The organism is uncultured Gimesia sp. (genome assembly GCF_963976445.1).
Taxonomy (GTDB): Bacteria; Planctomycetota; Planctomycetia; order Planctomycetales; family Planctomycetaceae; genus Gimesia.
The window spans coordinates 301161-321099 of sequence record NZ_CAXBKP010000004.1 but is presented as its reverse complement, the minus strand read 5'-3'; the positions used below and the strand labels follow the sequence as shown (position 1 = coordinate 321099).

The window sequence follows — 19939 nt, the reverse complement described above, 5'->3', positions numbered from 1 at the left end:
GGTGCTATATTTGTGAAACGTTTTTCTCTGCGCATCATTCCGCTGGTCGTTGGTCTTGTTCTTTTTTCACAATGTTATGCGCATGCCTGGAACTTTGCCGGGCATCGCATTATTGCGAGTATCGCCTATGATCAACTGAAACCCTCTACCCAACTGGCAATGGTCGAGTTACTGAAACAGCATCCCCGGTTTGAAGCGGATTTCCAATCGCGGATGCCCGACGTCATCAAAACTGCGAGTCCCGAAATCCAGAATCGCTGGATCTTCATGCGTGCTGCCACCTGGCCTGATATCGCCCGCCGTTTTGATGATGCCAACCGCGAAAAGTATCACCGTAGTACGTGGCACTACATTAACCAGCCGATCTACCTCGATGACGCTTCGGAACAGTTCCTCAGCTCCCGTCTGCCTGCGAATGTCGCAACATCAATCAAAGAGGGAAATGATCCACGGCAGTTTAATCTCCTGCAGGCTCTGGAATTTTGTGTGATGCAGATGAAAGACCCAGCCGTCAGCAACGCAGACAAAGCCGTGTATCTCTGCTGGATCATGCACCTGACCGGCGACAGTCATCAGCCCCTGCACTCCTCTGCCTTATTTTCAAAAAAGACATTCCCCGAAGGAGATCGAGGCGGCAACAGTATCCGCATCGGGAAATCGAATCTGCATTCCCAATGGGACGGCTTACTGGGAAACAGCTTTAAGTATTCTGAGATCGTCGGGCAGGCAGTCGGCATCGCTCGGGATCCGGCGATGAAACAACTCGGGAAACAAGCCACACAACAATTGGACTTTAGCGCCTGGATCAACGAAAGCCACCAGTTGGCCCGCGGTAAAGGTTACTCTCCCGCGATCTTGGAAGCGGCCCGCAAGAGTGAAGCCACAGATGGCAAATTCAAAAAGCTCTCTACGCTGCCAAAAAGCTACTATCAGCAGGCAGGCACCATTGCCGTCAAGCGGGCGGCCCAGTCAGGCTGGCGACTGGCAGAGCTGATTAATAGCGTACAATAAGCAAGCCCGTGTTCCATCAGAGGGCGGCATCGGTTGCCGGTGGTTTCACTTTCCACCAGACCAGTATCTGAGGCGGAAAAGAGTCGCCGTTTACCAATCCCTCGGCCACATACAACCGGTCGCCTTTCAGTCGATAGATGCAAGGCTGAATGGTCTTCTGTTTAAATCCCTTTTTATGTCCTTCCAACACTTCCAGGTCGTAATAAACCAGCAGATTCACATCTTCGAGCCGCTGCAAGCGAAATTTGACTTTGTGCCGATAGATCACATTACCCTGCCGATCTATCACCTTCACGTCCGCATGGTCTTTCGTCAGTTCCTGTTCCACAGTCACGGGCCCCGCTCTCTTATCATGCATCTGCCGCACCCATTTCCCCTGCAGCGATTGCAGATCTTCCTCAGGAGCCGGATCGGCTGCAGACAGATGGCTACTCCAACCCACGATGATTAATAGCAACAGTAACCGTTTCATTTCGTATCCCTGTCAATATAAAACTGGCTTTTCTCGCTCTCCGCTAGACCAGTCAGCGAAGCAAGACGAATTCTAATCTGGAAACAATTTTACGCCAACAGAAACTTATTGCGGGAAAGAAACCGTATTCACTATCTTGATCACTTCGGTACTAATAATAACCAGATAAGTAGTAGAAACAGTAGGCTGGAAAAGATGAGAAACAGATTCAACAGTATCAAGACAAACATTATTTTGCGTATATCAGGGCGTGGGCCGGAAGGAACTTCATTGCCATCGAGATCCGTCAAGCAACCACAATTGCGACACCGATATCCTCCTTCCTTCCATTGCTTTATCGTTTTTGTGGGAAAAGGTTGAAATGGCACGAGGGGTGTTTGACAGGAGGGACAGAATTTCCCCTGACATTTCCTGATCTTGTTATGCAGGATCAATATAACCGGCGCTGTGAGAATCACTAAAATGATTATTTTTATTATCAAGAAGAGACTCACGCCGCTGTTCCCTGCTTCCGGTGAATTCTTTTAGTGACTACGATATAGGTCATCGCGCCGACAAGTATTCCATGAATCACAGCTGCATAGAAACACGCCCAGCGAAATAGCGTTGCCCCCCACCAGGGTTGCCACCGCGGGTTGGCCATCGATGCTCCGTTCAAATCCAGAAATAACTGATAGGAATAGGTTTCTGCCGCTCTCAAGACAAGAGCCCGAAATAGAAAATGGGCCAGAAAGGCAGCGCTAAGTGACCATAGCAGGACAGGACCAAGCCAGACGGGAAGTTCTTTTTCTTTCACAAATCCACCAGTCTCGTCAGAAAGATAATCAACGGAAGATCGCATCACCTTAACCATGGTATCAGTTGTAACAAGTGATCAATGAGAGATCGATTCAGGAACCTTTCATAAAGAAGGCATTCAGATAAATGATTCATCCGAGTAGAGTTTATTTCAGATGATTCATATTACGATAATCGTTGATCTCCTCTATGAGAATGTCTGCCTGCTGATCAAAGTTTCTTTTGACTCGAATCAGTTCAAATCCGCGTTCCGCTTCCGATCGATCGACTGGCATATCATGAGCTGCTGAGACTTCCTGTCCACCGTCACCGGTCCCGGTCCCGCCTGGGGATCATGCCACTGACGCATCCACTTACCCGAGTAGCGACTGAGTATCTTCCTCAGGTGCCGGAACCGCAGCAACCAGAGGACCACTTCCAGCAATAATGACTAATTAAAGCAGCAGCCGTTTCATTTTAACTTCCCTATCGGTAGGAAGACAGAGTTCCAGATTAAGGTCCCAACAAAGTCAGTGAGTCGGCACGAATTTTCGCCAATAAGAACTTCGGATGTGTTCTAATTGGTATCAGCAACTGCGAGGCGGTAGTGTACTTTGTTACCAGCCATGATCTCGAGAATAGTAGAACCAATTTCCCTGATAATTATTATCAAATTTCTCTTTCGAATCGATTTCAACAATAAACGAATCACGCTGAAAATAATCGAATTCATCGTATTTTTTGAAGAGTCGAAATAAGGCATCAGCCAACCGCTCATATGTTCCATCACTTCTGGCCCGCTCAACTTGGTCGTCGGTGTAAAAGAAGAAACTCCCATGCGAGAATTGCCAGATTTCCCGGCGGTGCATACTCTTGATCAAGTCGTCGATTTCAGATTCTTTGATTTGAGAACGGACTTCATCTCGTGCATCCATTTCAAAGGATGTGAAAATGACGAACATATTTTTTGTCTGATATTTTTGAATGCCTACTTTTCTGAGTATTCTCTGAGAGAATGACTGCGATTGGGAATCATTGCGCTTTAAGATCTTTTTAAATACAACCGAAATCGCATCCTGTTTTTCAGAATCATAATTGAAAGCCCCATCACGGAATTTTTCAGCCTCGCTGGTAAACTCGAAAATCACATTCAACCGCGGCCGTTTGAACGGAGAGATCACTTCATAGCAAATATTCAACACCGGCGTGTTATAGGTTGCCTTGATCCACTCTGCTAACTCATCAAAGGGAAATAATCGGTTTCTCTTCCCCTGTTTGATAAGCTTGGATTCTTGGTAATCCTTATCTTCTGCAGTGATCATCGTTCTTCCAGCATTCTATAAAAGTGTCATTGAATTCCCAGATCTTATCTATTATTTGTGACACAATAAGTAGAACTATGTTCGTTTACACATCGACCACACAGGCACATTCAATGCAACCATATTGGTCATATTTGTGTTTTGATAATCCCAAGAAAATCGAGTACTCACCCCAGATTCATCTGCTGCAGAATCCGCGCGGTATCCTGGGCGGCTTTCGTCGGTTTGAGCGCCGAGACTGCGATCCCCGATACGACGCGGGTGATGTTATGATCTACCTGCCCCGCTTGGCCCCAGACTGATCCGGGGGGAGAAGTCATATAGACCGAGAAGGTATGATGGCCTGTGCCGGGGCGTTCGCCGATAATATGGAGAATTGCTCGATTGCCTGAGAGGCCGCCAAAGAGTTGCTCGCCAATCCGATAGCCGGCACGCACACGTCCGGACTGGACCACAATGTTCTGCTCCGCCGGCTCATAACCCAATATCTGCAACTCGGATCGGAGTTCTTTGAGAAACGGTTCCAGCTGACCTTCATCCATGATCGAGAGCGCATTCAAGCCGTCGGAGATCACGACCTGTACATTAAACTTCCCAGCATACCTGTTGCGCAGTTGTCGAATCGAAGTCTGAGAATCGCTGGAAAGCTGCTCGCCCGTTGTGGGGTGCAGAATGTAATCCAGGCGATCGTTTGATCGGGTCTTAACCGGTAGTACACTGGGCACACTGGCAACGAACTCCGGACTGAGTTCCGCCCAGATACTTTTTTTCGCGTCCTGATAGATCTGGTCGATCTCGATTTTTAACGCAGGATCTAACTCCGAAGGTTTTTGTCCAAAGCCTTCCGCGATGAAGACCCCGCGATTTCGGATCTCAGCGATCTGTTGGCGTCCGGCCTTAAGTATGGCCTCATCACTGCGCGTATCCCCTTTCTTGCGGCGGTACTGCAGGTAAACCCAGACCGGATCACCGAAGTGTTTGGTTGGTTTACCGCCGGCGTCGATCACACCAAGCTTCTGAAAGAAGGCCCACATCGCATCATTGACGCGCGTACTGAATTTCTCACGAACCCGAACATGATCCTGAAATCCCGTTGTCAGATACCCGAGCATCGGATCGATCTTGGTCGGCAGCGCCATCAGATACGCAGGGTTGGCCGGCATAATCTGATCCAGACACCAATCCAGATCCTCTAACGACACATCCATATGCAGCGTCGAACAAACATCCAGGCCGATCGTCAAACCGTGCAGTTTGCCCATCACGATATCTTCCAGACAACAGCGCACTAACTGCTCCCGCGTCCGAAAGACTTCCGGACCGATGAAACCAGCGACATCATTTAAATGCACCCAAGGGGCAGGCGTTTTCCCTGCTGCCTGTTGCGCCGCGGCGACGTCCTGAGTCAACACACGGGCAAAGCCATATTTCCGCGATTCATGCAACACCATATCAAAACTATGACTGTGACCATTGGTGAAGTCGGCCCCCTGCCCGGTTTCAAAATACAAACCGTATTTCCCCGTTCGCGAGCGTGCATAGTCGCGCATCTTTTTCAGACTGATATCGAATGTCTTGTTGGCGTCATCACTGCCGGCGATACTTTGAAACCAGAGGGCCGTACTCCCGGGACTCTGTCGTTCCACCTCCGCCTGCACGTCAATATGCGACAACACACAGTGCGGCATCACATCCTCGAGATCGAACGTGACCAGCAGATCGTGAAGAACCAACTCCACGGCCTTTACCGATTCCGGCTCACTGGAAACCGGATTCGTCCCGAGCAGCACATCACCCACTGCATAAGACCAGCCATCCAGAACCTGCCAGAAAATGTCGTCCAGGTTGTCGGTCGGCGAATTCGGCTGAAGCCGAGCCCCCAGATAACCCTTCGCCCCAATCTGGCTGCCGGGAAGCGTATTAAAGACCTTTGCACCAACGGTAATCAGTTCCCGCTGACTCATCAGCTTGACCACACAACCAATCACATCACTGGAGAGACCTGATGACACCGATTTGATAGTCGCTTCGTTTTCAGTCAGCAACAGTTGTTTTAATTCACCGACTGTCATTTTCGCAGCACGAACGCTCGCATCAGGAGACTGTCCCAGCACAATCATTTGATGCAGTTCGTCCTCAAAAACAGGATGTGCATTCAGATCTTGAATCCGGGTTCGCTCGATCAACGTGCGTGCGTTGTTTCGGGATGGCTCATCGACGGCCGCCACGCCGACCATCTGATCCCCTTCCTTAAATTCATTCGCCGCACCAAGAATCTGCCGATACAGTGTGGGATCGAATGCCCCTTTGATGCGCTCGATGTATGCGAAGAGATCTTCACCGCTCTGAATCTCAGGAATCGAAATGCCTTCGACGCTGCTTTCCCCTGCAACCAGCTGTTTTGACTGAGCCAGAGAAAGCGTCAGAGCAAACGGAGCCCCCATCATCGCCTGTACGAAATCACGTCGGTTCCACTGCACGGTTCCGTTTCCTTTGAGAGAGAGACAGTAAACTCAAGCTACCAGAGGCAGCGCCTCCTGACTGGTCAGTAACAATCATACCATTCAATCAAACTGAGATTCAAGAACTCATCTCCTCTGATTGATGGGATCAGCTCAAAATGTCATGTACCACATGACCATGCACGTCGGTTATACGGCGATCAATGCCGGCGGTGCGAAAGGTCAACTGGGTATGATCGATGCCCAGCAGATGCAAAATGGTGGCATGCAGATCGTAACAGTAGGTTTTCCCTTCTGCTGTCTGGTATCCCAGATCATCACTTTTCCCGTGCGTTGTCCCCGCTTTCACCCCTGCGCCGGCCAACCAGGTCACGAAGGTGCCACGATTATGATCGCGGCCTTCACTCCCTTGTGCGAACGGGGTGCGTCCGAATTCGGTCGTCCAGATCACGAGTGTATCTTCCAGCAGGCCGCGTGACTTCAGATCTCGGAACAGCGCCGCAATTGGTTGATCGGCACTGCGCGCAATGGCGGGCAACTCGGTTTTAATATTGCCGTGATTATCCCAATTATTCACGGCTCCCTGGGGACCACTCCAAACCTGCACGAATCGCGTCCCCCGTTCCAGGAGCCGCCGCGCTAGTAAAGCGCGTCTGCCAAAATCTTCCGTGACTTTCTCATTCAAGCCATAAGCGGCGTGCGTCTCTTTTGACTCACGAGACAGATCAAAGGCTTCCGGGGCACTCAGTTGCATTTTCGCCGCCAGTTCTCCTGCGGCGATTCGTGCTTCGAGTCGTGAATCGTCGGGCCGCGGCTCAGCATGCTTTCGATTCAACTGCTGTAGTAATGCGAATGTATCTTTGTCGGCCTTACCACTGGCAAAGGCATACTGCGAATCGGCGAACAGATTGGGAATCGGCGTTTTGCTCGTTGCCTTCACCAACGTTCCCTGATGCTTGGCAGGGAGGAAGCCACAGCTGAAATTCCCTTTCTGATTATAAGGCAGCCCCCGCGTATCCGGCAGCACCACAAACGTCGGCAGATTATCCGCCAGATTTCCCAGAGCATAGGAAACCCAAGCGCCCAGACAAGGAAAGCCGGGCAGCATGAAGCCCGTATTCATCATGTAGCTGGCGGGACCATGCACGTTGGTCTTAGTCGTCATCGCCATCAGAAATGCCAGTTCGTCAACAATCTTCGCCTGATGCGGAAACACGGAACTGACCCAACGCCCTGTTTCGCCATGCTGCTTGAATTCAAAGGGACTCTTCATCACCGCACCGGCTGCGGCAGTGAAGCCTTCCGGCTTTTCCTTGGGGCCCAGCTTCTGACCATGTAGCCGCACCAGTTCCGGCTTATAGTCGAACGTATCCATTGGACTGGCACCGCCATTCATGAACAACTGAATGACCCGTTTGGCCTTCGCCCGATGATGTAAGCCTCCGTTCAAATCAGCCGACGGCGCGGCACCGGATGCTTGCCCCAACCAGCAGGCCAATGCAGCAGCACCAAAGCTGCCCCCCGAACGGGTCAGCAATTCACGTCTTGAAATGGGAAGATTCATTTTCGATGACCTCGCCGTTATTCAACAAAAAGAAACTCATTGCTGTTCAATACCAGCCGACAGACCGTCGCCAGCCCATGTTCGCTCGCTAAATCCGTCATTGATTTCAACTCGTCAGGAGTCGGCTCGCGCAGCCACGTCCACAACACAATTTGCTTGATTTGATCAGGCAAGTTGTCGGCCGACTTCTGGGCCCGCTCTGCCATCTTCTGTGACTGATGTAACACAAATCGATTATTCAACAATACCAGCGACTGCAGCGGCGAAGCAGAAAACCCGCGTACTGGAGCAAGTAATCCCAGATCCGGAAAATCCAAAACGTCCATCAGCGGATCAGGAATCCCGCGCCAGACCACACGATAGATACTCCGCCTGTAGGCGCCCGGACTATCAAGATCGAACTTGTCATAATGCAAGACGGGCGTCGCCTGTGGGCCGGGAGTTTGCGTAAAATAAGTGACACCCGGCCCGCCCATCGTGAAATCGAGCTTCCCACTGGCTTGTAATACCGCATCCCTGAAACTCCCGGCATCAAGCCGCCGGCGCGACATGCGCGCCAGCAGACGATTGTCCGGGTCATGTTTGACTAACTGCGGTTGATAGACGGATGACTGCCGATAGGTTTTGCTATTACAGATCAACCGATGCAGGTGCTTGAGCGAGCCGTTATGATCTCGTAGTTCGCAGGCTAGCCAGTCGAGTAGCTCGGGATGCGACGGCGTGCCTCCCATACGTCCAAAATCGTTCGGCGTGTTGCAGAGTCCTTTGCCAAAATGATAATGCCATACACGATTCGCGATACTCCGCCAGGTGAGTGGATTCCGCGGATCCGCGAGCCAGTCAGCGAGCGCCGCCCGACGTGCTGATTCTGCATGACCGGGAGGCAAGTCAAATCGCCCGGGCAATGGTGATAAAGCCGTTAACGCACCAGGACCAACAACCTCGCGAGGCTTTTCAAGATCACCGCGCGATAAGATTCGAATTTCGCGAAGTTGAGGAAACGTCGCCACCCCGGGCGCATTGGCTGAGGCAGAGGCGGCCGCGTACACACGGACTTTGGGTGGAAGTTTTTCCAACTCCTGATCGGCACGGTGTTCCAAGACAGTAGCCGCCAGCAAAGCCTGTTGCTCAGGCGTTCGCTGTTCTGCTGGCACCGTTAACACAGTTTCGACTTCGGCAGGGATGGCGATCACATCCAGCTTCGGTGCATCGGTCACTGTCAACATAAATCGCCCGATAATATGCGCGCCTCCATGGACTTGCTTTAATGTCACCGCCAGACGCGACCCCGGTTCGAGACTCAGCGGATTTTTCAATTCAAAAACGGCATAGTGCCCGACACCGACGCTTGGATAAATGCCCCAGGCAGTTTTCAGGTTTCCATCGATGGCATGTTGAATCGTCCAGCCTGCCTGATTAAAGTCGGCCGTCGCCTGACGAATCGGCACCAGTCGCCCTTCCCCGGCATTAGGGGGAAAGGCACGCAGTTCGAACTCACTTAAATGTAGATTTCCATTGTGGGCGCGGCCCGGTCCTTTGTGGGGCAATGAATCATCGATCAGCAAATCCAGTCGGACTGCGGTGATCGTGGAGAGAGGTGTATTCGCAGTGACGACGATCGTTTCCTGATCAGGAGGCGGTCCCGTCGAAAGCACGGAGGCATCAGTCTGGCGTTTTAGATTCGCGCCATTCGTCGACACAAAGACTTCCGGCTCCAGAGGCAACCAATGCGGTTCGGGGCCACGCGACTGTTCCCACTCGGCAACCAGCTTCAGATTTTCTGGTTTTAAGAGCAGATCCGCATTCTTCTGCTGTGCTGCGATCTTGATCGATTTCCAGTGCGCACGCTGTTCAGCCACCAACTGGTCGTTATCAAAAGGGACATCCCCTTTACCAATCCCGGCAAACACTGCCTGCAGCGCGAAGTAGTCCGCCTGCGTAATCGGATCAAACTTATGCGTATGACAGCGTGCACAATTCGCAGTGGTACTGGTAAACGCGCCCATGGTCTGCGTTACCAGATCATCTCGGTCGAGGTATTCAAATGACTTGGGAGCCGTCGCAGCTGCACTGGAATCGTAGGGGCCCGCACCGAGAAACCCCAGTGCCACCATCAATTTGGAAGACTGCGGATAGAAATGATCGGCCGCCAGTTGCTCGCGGATAAACTGTGCCCAGGGTATATCCTGATTGAATCGATCAATGACATAATCACGATACCGCCAGGCATGAGGTCGAAAGACGTCATGTTCGAAGCCATGTGTGTCGGCATAATGCACGGTATCAAGCCAGTGACGCGCCCAGCGTTCACCATACCGCGGGGATTTTAAAAGTCGCTCTACCAGATTCATGTAGGCGTTGGGATCTTTATCTGCGATAAATGCTTGAGTCTCTTCTATCGTTGGATGAAGTCCGTGCAAATCATACATCACGCGCCGGATCAACGTGCGACGATCTGCTTCTGGTGACGGTTCTAAGCCCTCGCTTTGCAGGCGCGCATGAATAAAGACATCAATCGGGTTCTCCTTCCCATTTCCGGGAAGAGTGGGACGGGCCAGCGGTTTGAGCGACCACCAGTCGGTCGCATTGGTATGATCTACGGTTGGTTTTGTGGTTCTAGGATCGTGTGCCCCCTGTTTAACCCATTGAACGAGAATCGCGATCTCTTTCTCAGTCAGCTTTTCTTCCGGCATTTTCAAATCGGGATCGCTGTGCAGTACTGCTTTGATCAGCAAACTGCCATTGGGATCACCGGGAACAATCGCAGCGCCACGTGCTCCCCCGTTTTTCCATCCGCTCTGCCAGTCAAGTGTCAGATCCCCTTCCATTACTCCTGCAGAATGAGAGTGACATTCAAAACAATGTTTCTTCAGAATGGGTTCGACGGAATCACGGAAGAATGCGTTTTCGTCCGCAAATGAAAGTCCGCCCGGTAGCATTAGCATTGACCAAAGAAAAACAGCACGAATTTCATTCATCGGTTGAGCCTCCCGGCAATTTCTTCAGCACACAGTAAGACCTGTTTTCCCACACTGGCAAACATACTCTTCGGCATCCGCTTGGACGGAGCCGAGACCCAGACCACAGCTAACAACTTTTCTTCTTGATCCAGAATTGGCGAGGCAACACAGTGGATGCCTTCATCAGCCTCTGCAAAATCGGTTGAGTAGCCTCGACTTTGAATCCGCTCGCATTCCGTCTTCAACGCAGCGGGATCAATAATCGTGCGTGGCGTGTCTGCTATTAAGGGAATCCGTTCAATCGTCGCCTCAACATCTTGAGAATCTTGGAAAGCGAGCAGAACCTTGCCAGGTGCGTTATTATGCATGGGAAAGCGGAGCCCCACATCCACGGCAATTCTCAGCGGATGCAGACCACTCACCTGTTCGATGATTACGCCTTCATCACCTACGCGAATTCCAAGCTGGATGGTTTCACGAGTCTCGTCACGCAGCTCCCGCATTAGCGGCAGGGCTTCTTCAACCAGACTCACATCCCCCACCTGAGGTAGCCCTAACGTCAGAAACTTGGTCGATAGCCGAAACCGCTTGGTCAGCGGATCACGTTCCAGATACTGGCGATCTGTAAGCGTGTGCGTAATCCGAAAGACCGAATTTTTATTCAGCGACAGTCGCGCCGCCAGCTCACTGATGCCCAACCCTTCGGGAACCTGGCTCAATGCTTCCAGCACATCCAACCCCCGCTCCAATGCGGGCACACTCGTCGTGGCAGTTTTCATTGGCCCCCTTCCGACTAGAACAACGTCACACATACATAACGCGTCACACCAAGATAACCAACAGTCGCATCAGTGTCAATTGATATCACATGTTTGAGTGACGTTCCGGCGAAGACTCAATCCTGATTGAGGGGCCCAACTGGCCAGCCAGTGAGACAGGGATTTTTGATTTGACCGCTGTTGATTACTTCAGCGTTCCATTCATACCGCTGCCCCGGGTCAGCTTCTCTGGCCATTTGCAACATTTCCTCAACAGTATAGGTACGTAGAACGGAAACGATGCCATCCCAGAAAACCAGAACAGGTACAATGGGGATCAGATAAGTCAACACAAGCCGCCTGATTCGAAAGGGACTGACGAACGGTGTCAGCAGTATCACAAACAGGGGTGACAGTCCAAATCGAATCAGATGTTCGACATCGCGTTGCTGTGCCTCAAAAACGGCAATGGGTTCGTTGACTGCGATTGCGTTCTGAAGAATCGAGACGACATCTGCCGGCTCAAAGTGATGCAGACTGAGAAACTGCGTTCGCAGACCCACGAGATCCGCGGGAATCTCCCTGGCATCAATACTTCGCAAGTCCGTTTCGACGACCTGAGGTAAAGCGAACGCAACCTGATTCATACCGGCCTGATTCGGATAACGGTCCGTCAGCGTAATTTTCAAATCCGGTACCTTCGACTGCAGTTCCGGCACCAGACTCAGCCACGGACCACCTCCCCCGGAAGCAATGTCCACGATCTGTGTTTGACCTGTGTGCTCCAAAATCTCGGTGAGTCTCGGCAGGGTACCACCAAACAGATTGAACTTAGTTGAAACAAACCGCAAATAGTCTGTCATATAATCCCGGAGCAGGCTCGGCAGCCATTGGCAATCTCCAAATTCAAACAAATGTCGTCGCTTCATGAGTCATCGGCATCATAAATTTAAAGGATTTGATTATTTCCTGAGATGTTAAACAGGATAACCAAATCTCCTTCCTGACGGGAGTCAGTGAGACGATGTTTCTGAAATGACGCCAATGGCGCACTTAAGCCATTTGCGGCGCGGAGTTAAAACAGGCACTCGGTTGCTGCAACAGATACTTTTCTAATTGATCTGCCGGCATGGGACGTCCGAAGTAATATCCTTGTCCAAAATGGCACCCCAGTCTTTGTAGCTCGGCCACCTGGCTTTTTTCTTCAATCCCTTCCGGAATCAACATAATGCCCAGATTTTCCGACAATACGACGAGTGAATTAATCATCGCCGCCATGCCTTTGGTCCGTTCGACTTCGGCAATCAATGAGCGATCAATTTTCAGGGTATCCACCGGGAATTGATTCAAAGAACCAAATGACGAGCGTCCGATGCCAAAATCATCAATGGCCAGTTTGACCCCGATGTCCTTGATATCTTTCATCGCCTGTATTGCTGATTTAATATCAGAGGCGAACGCATCTTCTGTGACTTCCAACTGAATATTCTTAGGTTGAACCTGGAATTCTTCCAACGTGCGTTGAATCGTATTGACTAAAAGTGGACAGGCAAACTGTTTTCGTGAAAGGTTAATACTGATCATAGACGGTGTTTTATATTCCAGTCGTTCTGACCAGTCGGCATATTGCCTGCAGCCTTCTCGCAAGACCCATTCCCCCAGTTCGATAATCTGTTGAGAATCTTCGGCAATGGGAATAAATTCACCTGGGCTAATCATTCCATGCTCGGGGTGATTCCAGCGAATCAATGCTTCGACACTACAAACTGCACCACTCTCCAAAGATACAATCGGTTGATAAAACAAAGCCAGTTGATTGTATTCGATCGCCTTTCGGAGATCATTTTCCAGCATCATTTCACGAATCACACGTTTTCGCATGGAATCGTCGAAAATGATGTACCGACTTTTTCCCATCCGCTTCGCTTCATACATCGCCGTATCCGCATCACGAATCACATCTTCCGCGCGTTTGTAATGCTTGTTTCCAATCACAATGCCCATACTGGCCGTCGAATAGACTTCGTGATTTTTCAGATTGTAAGGCCGGGCAAAATCGATCAACAGACGTTCGGCTACGGTAATCACTTCGTCTAAATTCCTAATCCCATCCAGTAGAATAATGAATTCATCACCGCCGAGTCTTCCCGCAGTGTGCCCTGCGACTTGACGACTAATGGAATCGGTACACCGCAATTGATTGCGCAAACGCGTCGCGATTTCAACCAGTAACATATCGCCGACATCGTGCCCTAAACTGTCATTGACCATTTTAAAACGATCAAAATCAAGAAAGATTGCGGCGTAGTTGGAATCCGACTCTCTCCGCGATTTTTGAATCACCTGACTCAAACGATCATGAAACAGAGTCCGATTCGGGAGGCCCGTCAACTTATCCAGCAACGAAGCCCGCTCAAAGACTTCCTTACTTTTGCGCAACTCGATCTCGGCTTTCTTGCGTTCAGTCACATCAAACACCACGCCATCGACCATCACACCATTCTTGATGTCAGCAGATACTTGCCCCTGTTCCCAGACAAAACGAATCTGACCGTCTGCGCGCACTACACGGTAGCCAACTTGAAATGACCTTGGCTCTTCAGAAGCAACTCGAACAGCAGTATTCACCTTAGCAACATCTTCAGGGTGTATGATACTAGCAAATGTCCTGACTTCGTTATGTACTAACTCTTCGGCTGGATAACCAACAAGTTCTTCAACGGTCACACTGATAAATTCTAAAGTCCGGTCCTCATCGATATGAGAACGAAAGGTAACACCAGGAATATTATTGACCAGAGTTCGAAACTGCTGCTCGCTCTGCTCTAGCTCTCTACGCTGTGATTCAATTTTCCCCAGGGCCTGTTCTATTTCAACTTTTGCCTGAATCGCCTGATCCCGAGCCCGTCTTTCCTGTTCTTCACTTTGCTTCAATTCCGCATTATAAGTTTGAAGTTGATCATTCGCCGTCATTAGCCTCAGGTTGTATTTCCGGAACAGCACCAGGAGAATCACACTTGGAGCAACGGTCATAAAAAAGACAACAGCAACACTGACTCCCCCGCGCCAGACGAGTTCGCCTCCACTTTTTGTCGCATAAGTCGCACTTTCGACAGCTAGCCGGGTTGATGATGCGATCAGTTCCCGCATTCCATCCTTGAAGGGTGACATCGCCAGATTCGCCTGCTCAGCTGAGTCAATTTTACCATCCTTGATTTGCGCCACCACTGACATAAAATACGTACGGTATTGTTTCACCGAATCGCTCAACAGTATCTGTAAATGTGTTTCTTCCTCATTTGCTACATGTCTGCTAAGAAAGTCGGTATCAATCGACAGTTTGTTCCAGGCAGTGCGCCACTTCTTCAGGTATGAGGCGAATTTCTCTGGATGATTCAGATTCAGAAAAACGTCTTTCTCATAACGTCGGCACTGCAGAACATCAATGGCTACTTTTCCAGACAGCGCCTGCCGCGCGACATCACCATGAATCACATGCCGTGTGAGTGCGACATGTTTCAGTTCATACACCAGAACAAATACGCCAAATACAATCACAATCACGATCCCCATCAATGGAATCAAAGGCCATGAAAAATGGGCTAAACGTTCCGTTTCTCTATCGTGATTATCGAATTCATTTGATTCTGAAGAGGGTTCCATGATTCTCGCTTTAAACATATGAGTGCTATACGATTTCATGAAACGTAGGTTATTTTTTATATATTGAGCTCGGTTTTAGATTTTTCGCGGAAATCAAAAACAAAATTGCAGTCAAACACCTCCACCCTGGAATGAACAAAACACCAACAAATCTCGCCAGCGTGTTGATGAGATCACTATTCTCATTGAAAATGACCAGAGGACTTTTCTCTCGAAACAACATGTACAGTAACACTCAGCATTTTTATATCAATCAGATGCAGAAGTGAGCATATTTCTGATCCCTCTCAGTCAGAAGTTTCTGATTCATCACTCGTTGCTTCTGTCAATTTAGGAGCAAACCAGGGATAAATGGCAGGAACGACCAGCGATGTCAACAGGGTGGATGTAATCAAACCACCAATGACAACACTGGCCAGCGGACGTTGCATCTCGGCCCCATCGCTTTGCGAGAGTGCCATCGGCAGAAACCCAAGACTGGCAACCAGCGCCGTCATGAGCACGGGGCGCAACCGCGACATCGCTGCCTGAAATGTGGCATCCCCAACGGGCACTCGTTCTTTGATGCGCAGATTTTCAGCTGCACTCACCCACACCAGACCATTTAAAACAGCGACACCAAATAATGCTATGAATCCCACACCAGCAGAAATACTGAACGGCATCTCGCGTAATGCCAGCGCATAGATTCCCCCTGAGGCAGCCATCGGAACGGCCAGAAATATCAACAACGCTAATCGTACTGACCGAAAGGTTGTGTGCAGCAGAAGAAAGATTAACAACAGAACGATCGGCGTAATAATCACCAGTCGCTTGCTGGCGGACTGCAGGTTTTCAAAATCTCCCCCCCAGCGTATTTCATAACCTTCAGGCAGCTTGATCTGTTCTTGAATAGCCGCTTGTGCATCGGCGACAAAACTGGCGACATCACGCTCTCTAACATTGGCTTGAATAAATGTGCGACGACGGTTTGATTCATGTTCGACCGAGGGAGGCGTTTCTTCAAAAGTGATCTCCGCCAGTTCTCTCAGAGGCACGGGAGTTCCCGTCGAATTGGAAACCGGCAACTGTTCCAGCAGACTGATTTTCTCACGCCAGTTTTTTGGGATGCGAACGATAATCGGAAAGCGCGCGCGGCCTTCAAAAATCAGACCGACCTGATGGCCCCCCAGTGAAGAAACCACATCCATTACATTTTTCGAATCCATCCCATAACGCGCCAGCACATCCCATTTCGGCTCAATGCGAATCGTCGGCAGACTGGCCTGAATGTCCGCTTTTACATCCACGGCTCCCGGTACTTTTCTGAGCACCCGTTCGATTTCCTTGCCCTTTGAACTGAGAATTGATAAATCGTCGCCATACAACAACACGGCGACATCAGCTTTCACACCAGCCACCAGTTCATCAACGCGCATCTCAATGGGCTGTGTGAATCCAAAAGCGACTCCTGGAACACTCGAATTCAATTCCGCAGACATTTCTTCAATCAACGCATCACGTGTTTTTTGTTGCGGCCATTCTTTCTGGGGTTTCAGAATCACCCAGACATCAGTTTGGTGCACGCCCATCACGTCGTTAGCAATCTCCGGTCGCCCCGTTTTACAAAACACCGTTTTGACTTCAGGGTACTTGATCAACACTTTTTCAATCTGCGTCGACATTTCGACCGAGCCTTCAATCGTCGCACTCGGCAGACGCACCGCTTCCACCAGCAAATCCCCCTCTTCCAGTCGGGGCATAAACTCGGCCCCCAGATTTCTGCCGACAGGCAGGCTGATCAGAAACACCAGCAACGCAATACCTACCGTCATCCAGGGACGTCGAATTGTCCAGGAAACCAGAGGCCGATAAATCCACTTTACCCAGCGAATCAACCAGATCTCTTTTTCTGTCATCTTTTTAGGCAACGACAGCGACGCCAGTGCGGGCATGAGTGTGAGCGACAGTACCAAGGAACCCGCCAGAGCAAATAAAACCGTCAATGCCATCGGGCGGAACAATTTCCCTTCGGTTCCCTGCAGTGCCAAAATGGGCAGATAAACAACGGCAATGATCAATTCACCAAACATCGTTGGTTTACGAACTTCAATCGCCGCGTCTCGAATCACGGAAAGAAACGGCTTGCCCTCTTTGTTCATCGAAAGACGTCGAATACAGTTCTCTACCATAATCACGGAACTGTCTACGATTAATCCAAAGTCGATCGCCCCCAGACTCATTAAGCTGGCCGTGATTCCGGTTGCTGCCATTAAATTTGTTGCAAATAACATCGATAATGGGATCGCCAACGCCACGATCAGCCCTGCGCGAAAGCTTCCCAGCATCACCAGCAGCACCACGATTACTAAAATACCACCTTCCACCAGATTGGTCATCACAGTTCGGAGCGTACGGCTGATCAAGGACGAGCGATCATAGGTAATTTCCAGAGTCACTCCTTCCGGGAGCGTTTTTTGAATTTCTACCAGCCGCTCCTTTGAATCTGCTACCACCTCTCGGGAATTCTCGCCAATCAACATCATCACCAGCCCCGTCACCGCTTCCCCTCTTCCATCGCGGGTCACGGCTCCCTGCCGCGTCATGGGAGCAATTTCGACTTTCGCCACATCACGCACCAAAATGGGTGTGCTATTGGGATCATGGCGTACCACGATATTTTCGATATCAGTCTGATTCTTTAACAGTGCCTGGCCACGTATGAAACGTTGCTCCTGATTGTGGACAACATAGCCTCCCCCGGCAATCGAATTATTATTTTCAATTCGTTTGAAGAGATCTTCCAGAGAAATCCCGTAACTGTTGAGCCGATCAGGATTCGGCTGCACTTCGAACGTTTTATAGAAACCGCCGTGCGTATTAATTTCTGTCACGCCTAACACTTCACGCATTTTAGGAGCAATTTCCCACTCCAGCATCGTGCGCAGCTGCATCGGTGTATAATCTTCACCGCGGACTTCAAATTGCAGGATTTCTCCGAGTGCCGTCGCCAATGGTCCTAGTTGAGGAGTCCCATAACCGGGAGGAATGTCGGCTGCAGCGGCAGTAATTCGCTCAGTGACCAGTTGCCGCGCCCAGTAGAGATCAGTTCCTTCTTCAAAGACAATTGTAACGACAGAGATTCCGAATTTAGAAACACTGCGTACTTCTTCTACCTTAGGTAGGCCCCCCATCGAAGTTTCAATAGGATAAGTAACATACCGTTCCACTTCCACTGGGGAAAGAAAGCCGGCATCGGTGACGACCTGAACCTGCACGTTCGTCATATCAGGTACCGCATCAATGGGTAAATGCAGGGCTGAATACAGTCCCCCCGCCGCCATGAGCAATGTCAGCACCAAGACAATAAATCGGTTCGCCAGTGAAAATTCAATCAAGTGTGACAGCATCAGGATAACTCCAGCAGAAAGACAGATAAGAAAGTGATCGCCGAGAAACTACTCTTCTCGTTCCAGCAGCAGTTCGGACTTCAGGATAAAAGCCCCATCCTCAACAACCTGTTCTCCCCCCGCGAGACCTTGTTGCACTTCAATCCAGTCTTCTGTTTTCAGCCCCGATTGAATATCAACACGACGAAACGATCGATCCGAATCCTTGATAAATACAAATTCCTGAGCTGCATCATCCAGTACCGCTTTAGCTGGTACTGCAATCACATTTGCTTTCTCCTTACCAGGGATCATGACCTGGGCAAACATGCCTGGTCTCAGGATCCCTCCCGGATTTTTAATCTCAGCAATTAAAGGGACTGAGTTGGTCGTGGGAGAGACTTGCCGTCCCAAATAATACAGCCGCGCGGTAAAGATCTGATCGGGAAACGCAATCACCTTCACCTTCAAATCCTGACCACTGTTTAGCGAAACGGCACTCCAGTCAGATTCACGAATATCAGCGGCAACCCACAGCGTGTCGGTTTGTGCCAAAGCAAACAAAGAATCCGAGCGATTCACTCGTTCTGACTGACTGAAGGTCCGCTCTTCAATCGTCCCAGCGAAGGGGGCGATAATTTCCAGTCGCGACAACTTTTCGGCGGACTTCATGTCATCACTATTTAAATCGATCCTCGCCCCGATTAACGATTCCAGATGCTGTCGACTAATCGTTCTCCGGTGTTCGGCATCGTTGAGTTCCGCCAGCATCTGATCCCGATCCAGGCGAACGTCATAAATCGATTGCTCACACAACGCTTTCAGAGCAGCGCGGGATTCCTGGACATCGGCTTCGCGCATCTGTTTCGATTGTTGAGAAATCGCACCTGACTTTGCCAGCGGAGCCGACTTTTTGTCGATCATCAACGCCAACAGATATCGAGAATAAGCGGGCAACAACTGGGAACGATAGCTACCCAGTTTTGCATCCGTAAATTCTTCTTCGACAGAATTCATCGTGCGCTGGCTCAGCAAAGCATCAATCAATTTCTGAACATTATTCTGGATCAATGATTTCCAGTTGTACTGTTTTTGAACCAGTTCATATTCTGCCGTTTTTTGGAGCAGATCCGCGCGAGCCGTTCCAATTTCAGGACTGTTCAAAACAGCTAGGACTTGCCCCGTTTTCACAATGTCGCCAGGTTTTACCCGGACTTCAACCAGCACTCCTTCAGTAGGCGCTTTGACAGAAACATGTTTCCGATCATCATACTGCAACCGTCCCGGGACGACGCGGACCTGATTCATCGACTGCCGTTTGACTTGTGAGAACGTGAACTGAACCGCCTTGCTCTTCTCGTCTGAGAGCTCAACCGCCGCAGAATCCTGCTCCGGTTCAGCGACACCTTCTGAAACTTCAGTTTCGGCAGTCTGATTTTCGACTATTATTTTCTGAAGATGTGGCCAGAGAAAACCGATTCCGATGACTGACAGTACAACGACCAGGATTAAAAAGACTCGTGATTTCATAATAGAATTCTCCCGCATTAACGGAAAATGAGAGAGGAATCATGCAGCATTT

13 protein-coding genes are annotated in these 19939 nt (G+C 50.0%); 1 reads left to right on the top strand and 12 read right to left on the bottom strand.

Going from position 1 to position 19939, the window contains the following annotated elements; translation table 11 throughout:
• Positions 1-12 precede the first annotated feature (12 nt).
• The gene (locus AAC022_RS07155; protein ID WP_339729499.1) at positions 13-1011 is read left to right on the top strand and encodes a S1/P1 nuclease; all 999 of its coding nucleotides are present in this window, start codon (positions 13-15) and stop codon (positions 1009-1011) included.
• A 16-nt stretch (positions 1012-1027) separates the two neighbouring features.
• Here the strand turns inward: AAC022_RS07155 and AAC022_RS07150 are convergent, their stop codons facing one another.
• From AAC022_RS07150 to AAC022_RS07095, 12 genes are all read right to left on the bottom strand, one after another.
• Positions 1028-1483, bottom strand: coding sequence for a hypothetical protein (locus AAC022_RS07150; RefSeq protein WP_339729497.1), 456 nt, complete (start codon positions 1481-1483; stop codon positions 1028-1030).
• 490 nt (positions 1484-1973) lie between these two features.
• Positions 1974-2324 carry a hypothetical protein gene (locus AAC022_RS07145; protein ID WP_339729495.1) on the bottom strand — a complete coding sequence of 117 codons (351 nt, stop codon included), beginning with the start codon at positions 2322-2324 and terminating at the stop codon, positions 1974-1976.
• A gap of 103 nt (positions 2325-2427) precedes the next feature.
• On the bottom strand, positions 2428-2556 hold the full coding sequence (locus tag AAC022_RS07140) for a hypothetical protein (RefSeq protein WP_339729492.1): 129 nt from the start codon (positions 2554-2556) through the stop codon (positions 2428-2430).
• Positions 2557-2877: 321 nt separating this feature from the next.
• Entirely contained in the window at positions 2878-3582 is a 705-nt protein-coding gene (locus AAC022_RS07135) for a hypothetical protein (protein ID WP_339729490.1), read from the bottom strand.
• Positions 3583-3749: 167 nt separating this feature from the next.
• A complete protein-coding gene (eutB, locus tag AAC022_RS07130; RefSeq protein ID WP_339729488.1) occupies positions 3750-6062 on the bottom strand; it encodes an ethanolamine ammonia-lyase subunit EutB in 2313 nt (770 codons plus the stop codon).
• Between the two features lie 130 nt (positions 6063-6192).
• Positions 6193-7608 carry a DUF1501 domain-containing protein gene (locus AAC022_RS07125; RefSeq protein ID WP_339729486.1) on the bottom strand — a complete coding sequence of 472 codons (1416 nt, stop codon included), beginning with the start codon at positions 7606-7608 and terminating at the stop codon, positions 6193-6195.
• A 17-nt stretch (positions 7609-7625) separates the two neighbouring features.
• Positions 7626-10586, bottom strand: a complete 2961-nt coding sequence (locus AAC022_RS07120; protein ID WP_339729483.1) for a PSD1 and planctomycete cytochrome C domain-containing protein — start codon at positions 10584-10586, stop codon at positions 7626-7628.
• Positions 10583-11347 (bottom strand): IclR family transcriptional regulator, encoded by a 765-nt coding sequence (locus AAC022_RS07115; RefSeq protein WP_339729481.1) that lies wholly within the window; start codon positions 11345-11347, stop codon positions 10583-10585. Before AAC022_RS07115 ends, AAC022_RS07120 begins: the two co-directional genes overlap by 4 nt.
• A 116-nt stretch (positions 11348-11463) precedes the next feature.
• The gene (locus AAC022_RS07110; RefSeq protein ID WP_339729478.1) at positions 11464-12255 is read right to left on the bottom strand and encodes a class I SAM-dependent methyltransferase; all 792 of its coding nucleotides are present in this window, start codon (positions 12253-12255) and stop codon (positions 11464-11466) included.
• Between the two features lie 124 nt (positions 12256-12379).
• Positions 12380-14989, bottom strand: a complete 2610-nt coding sequence (locus AAC022_RS07105) for an EAL domain-containing protein (protein ID WP_339729476.1) — start codon at positions 14987-14989, stop codon at positions 12380-12382.
• A gap of 287 nt (positions 14990-15276) precedes the next feature.
• Entirely contained in the window at positions 15277-18378 is a 3102-nt protein-coding gene (locus tag AAC022_RS07100; protein WP_339729474.1) for a CusA/CzcA family heavy metal efflux RND transporter, read from the bottom strand.
• Positions 18379-18426: 48 nt separating this feature from the next.
• On the bottom strand, positions 18427-19887 hold the full coding sequence (locus AAC022_RS07095; RefSeq protein WP_339729472.1) for an efflux RND transporter periplasmic adaptor subunit: 1461 nt from the start codon (positions 19885-19887) through the stop codon (positions 18427-18429).
• Positions 19888-19939: the final 52 nt, after the last annotated feature.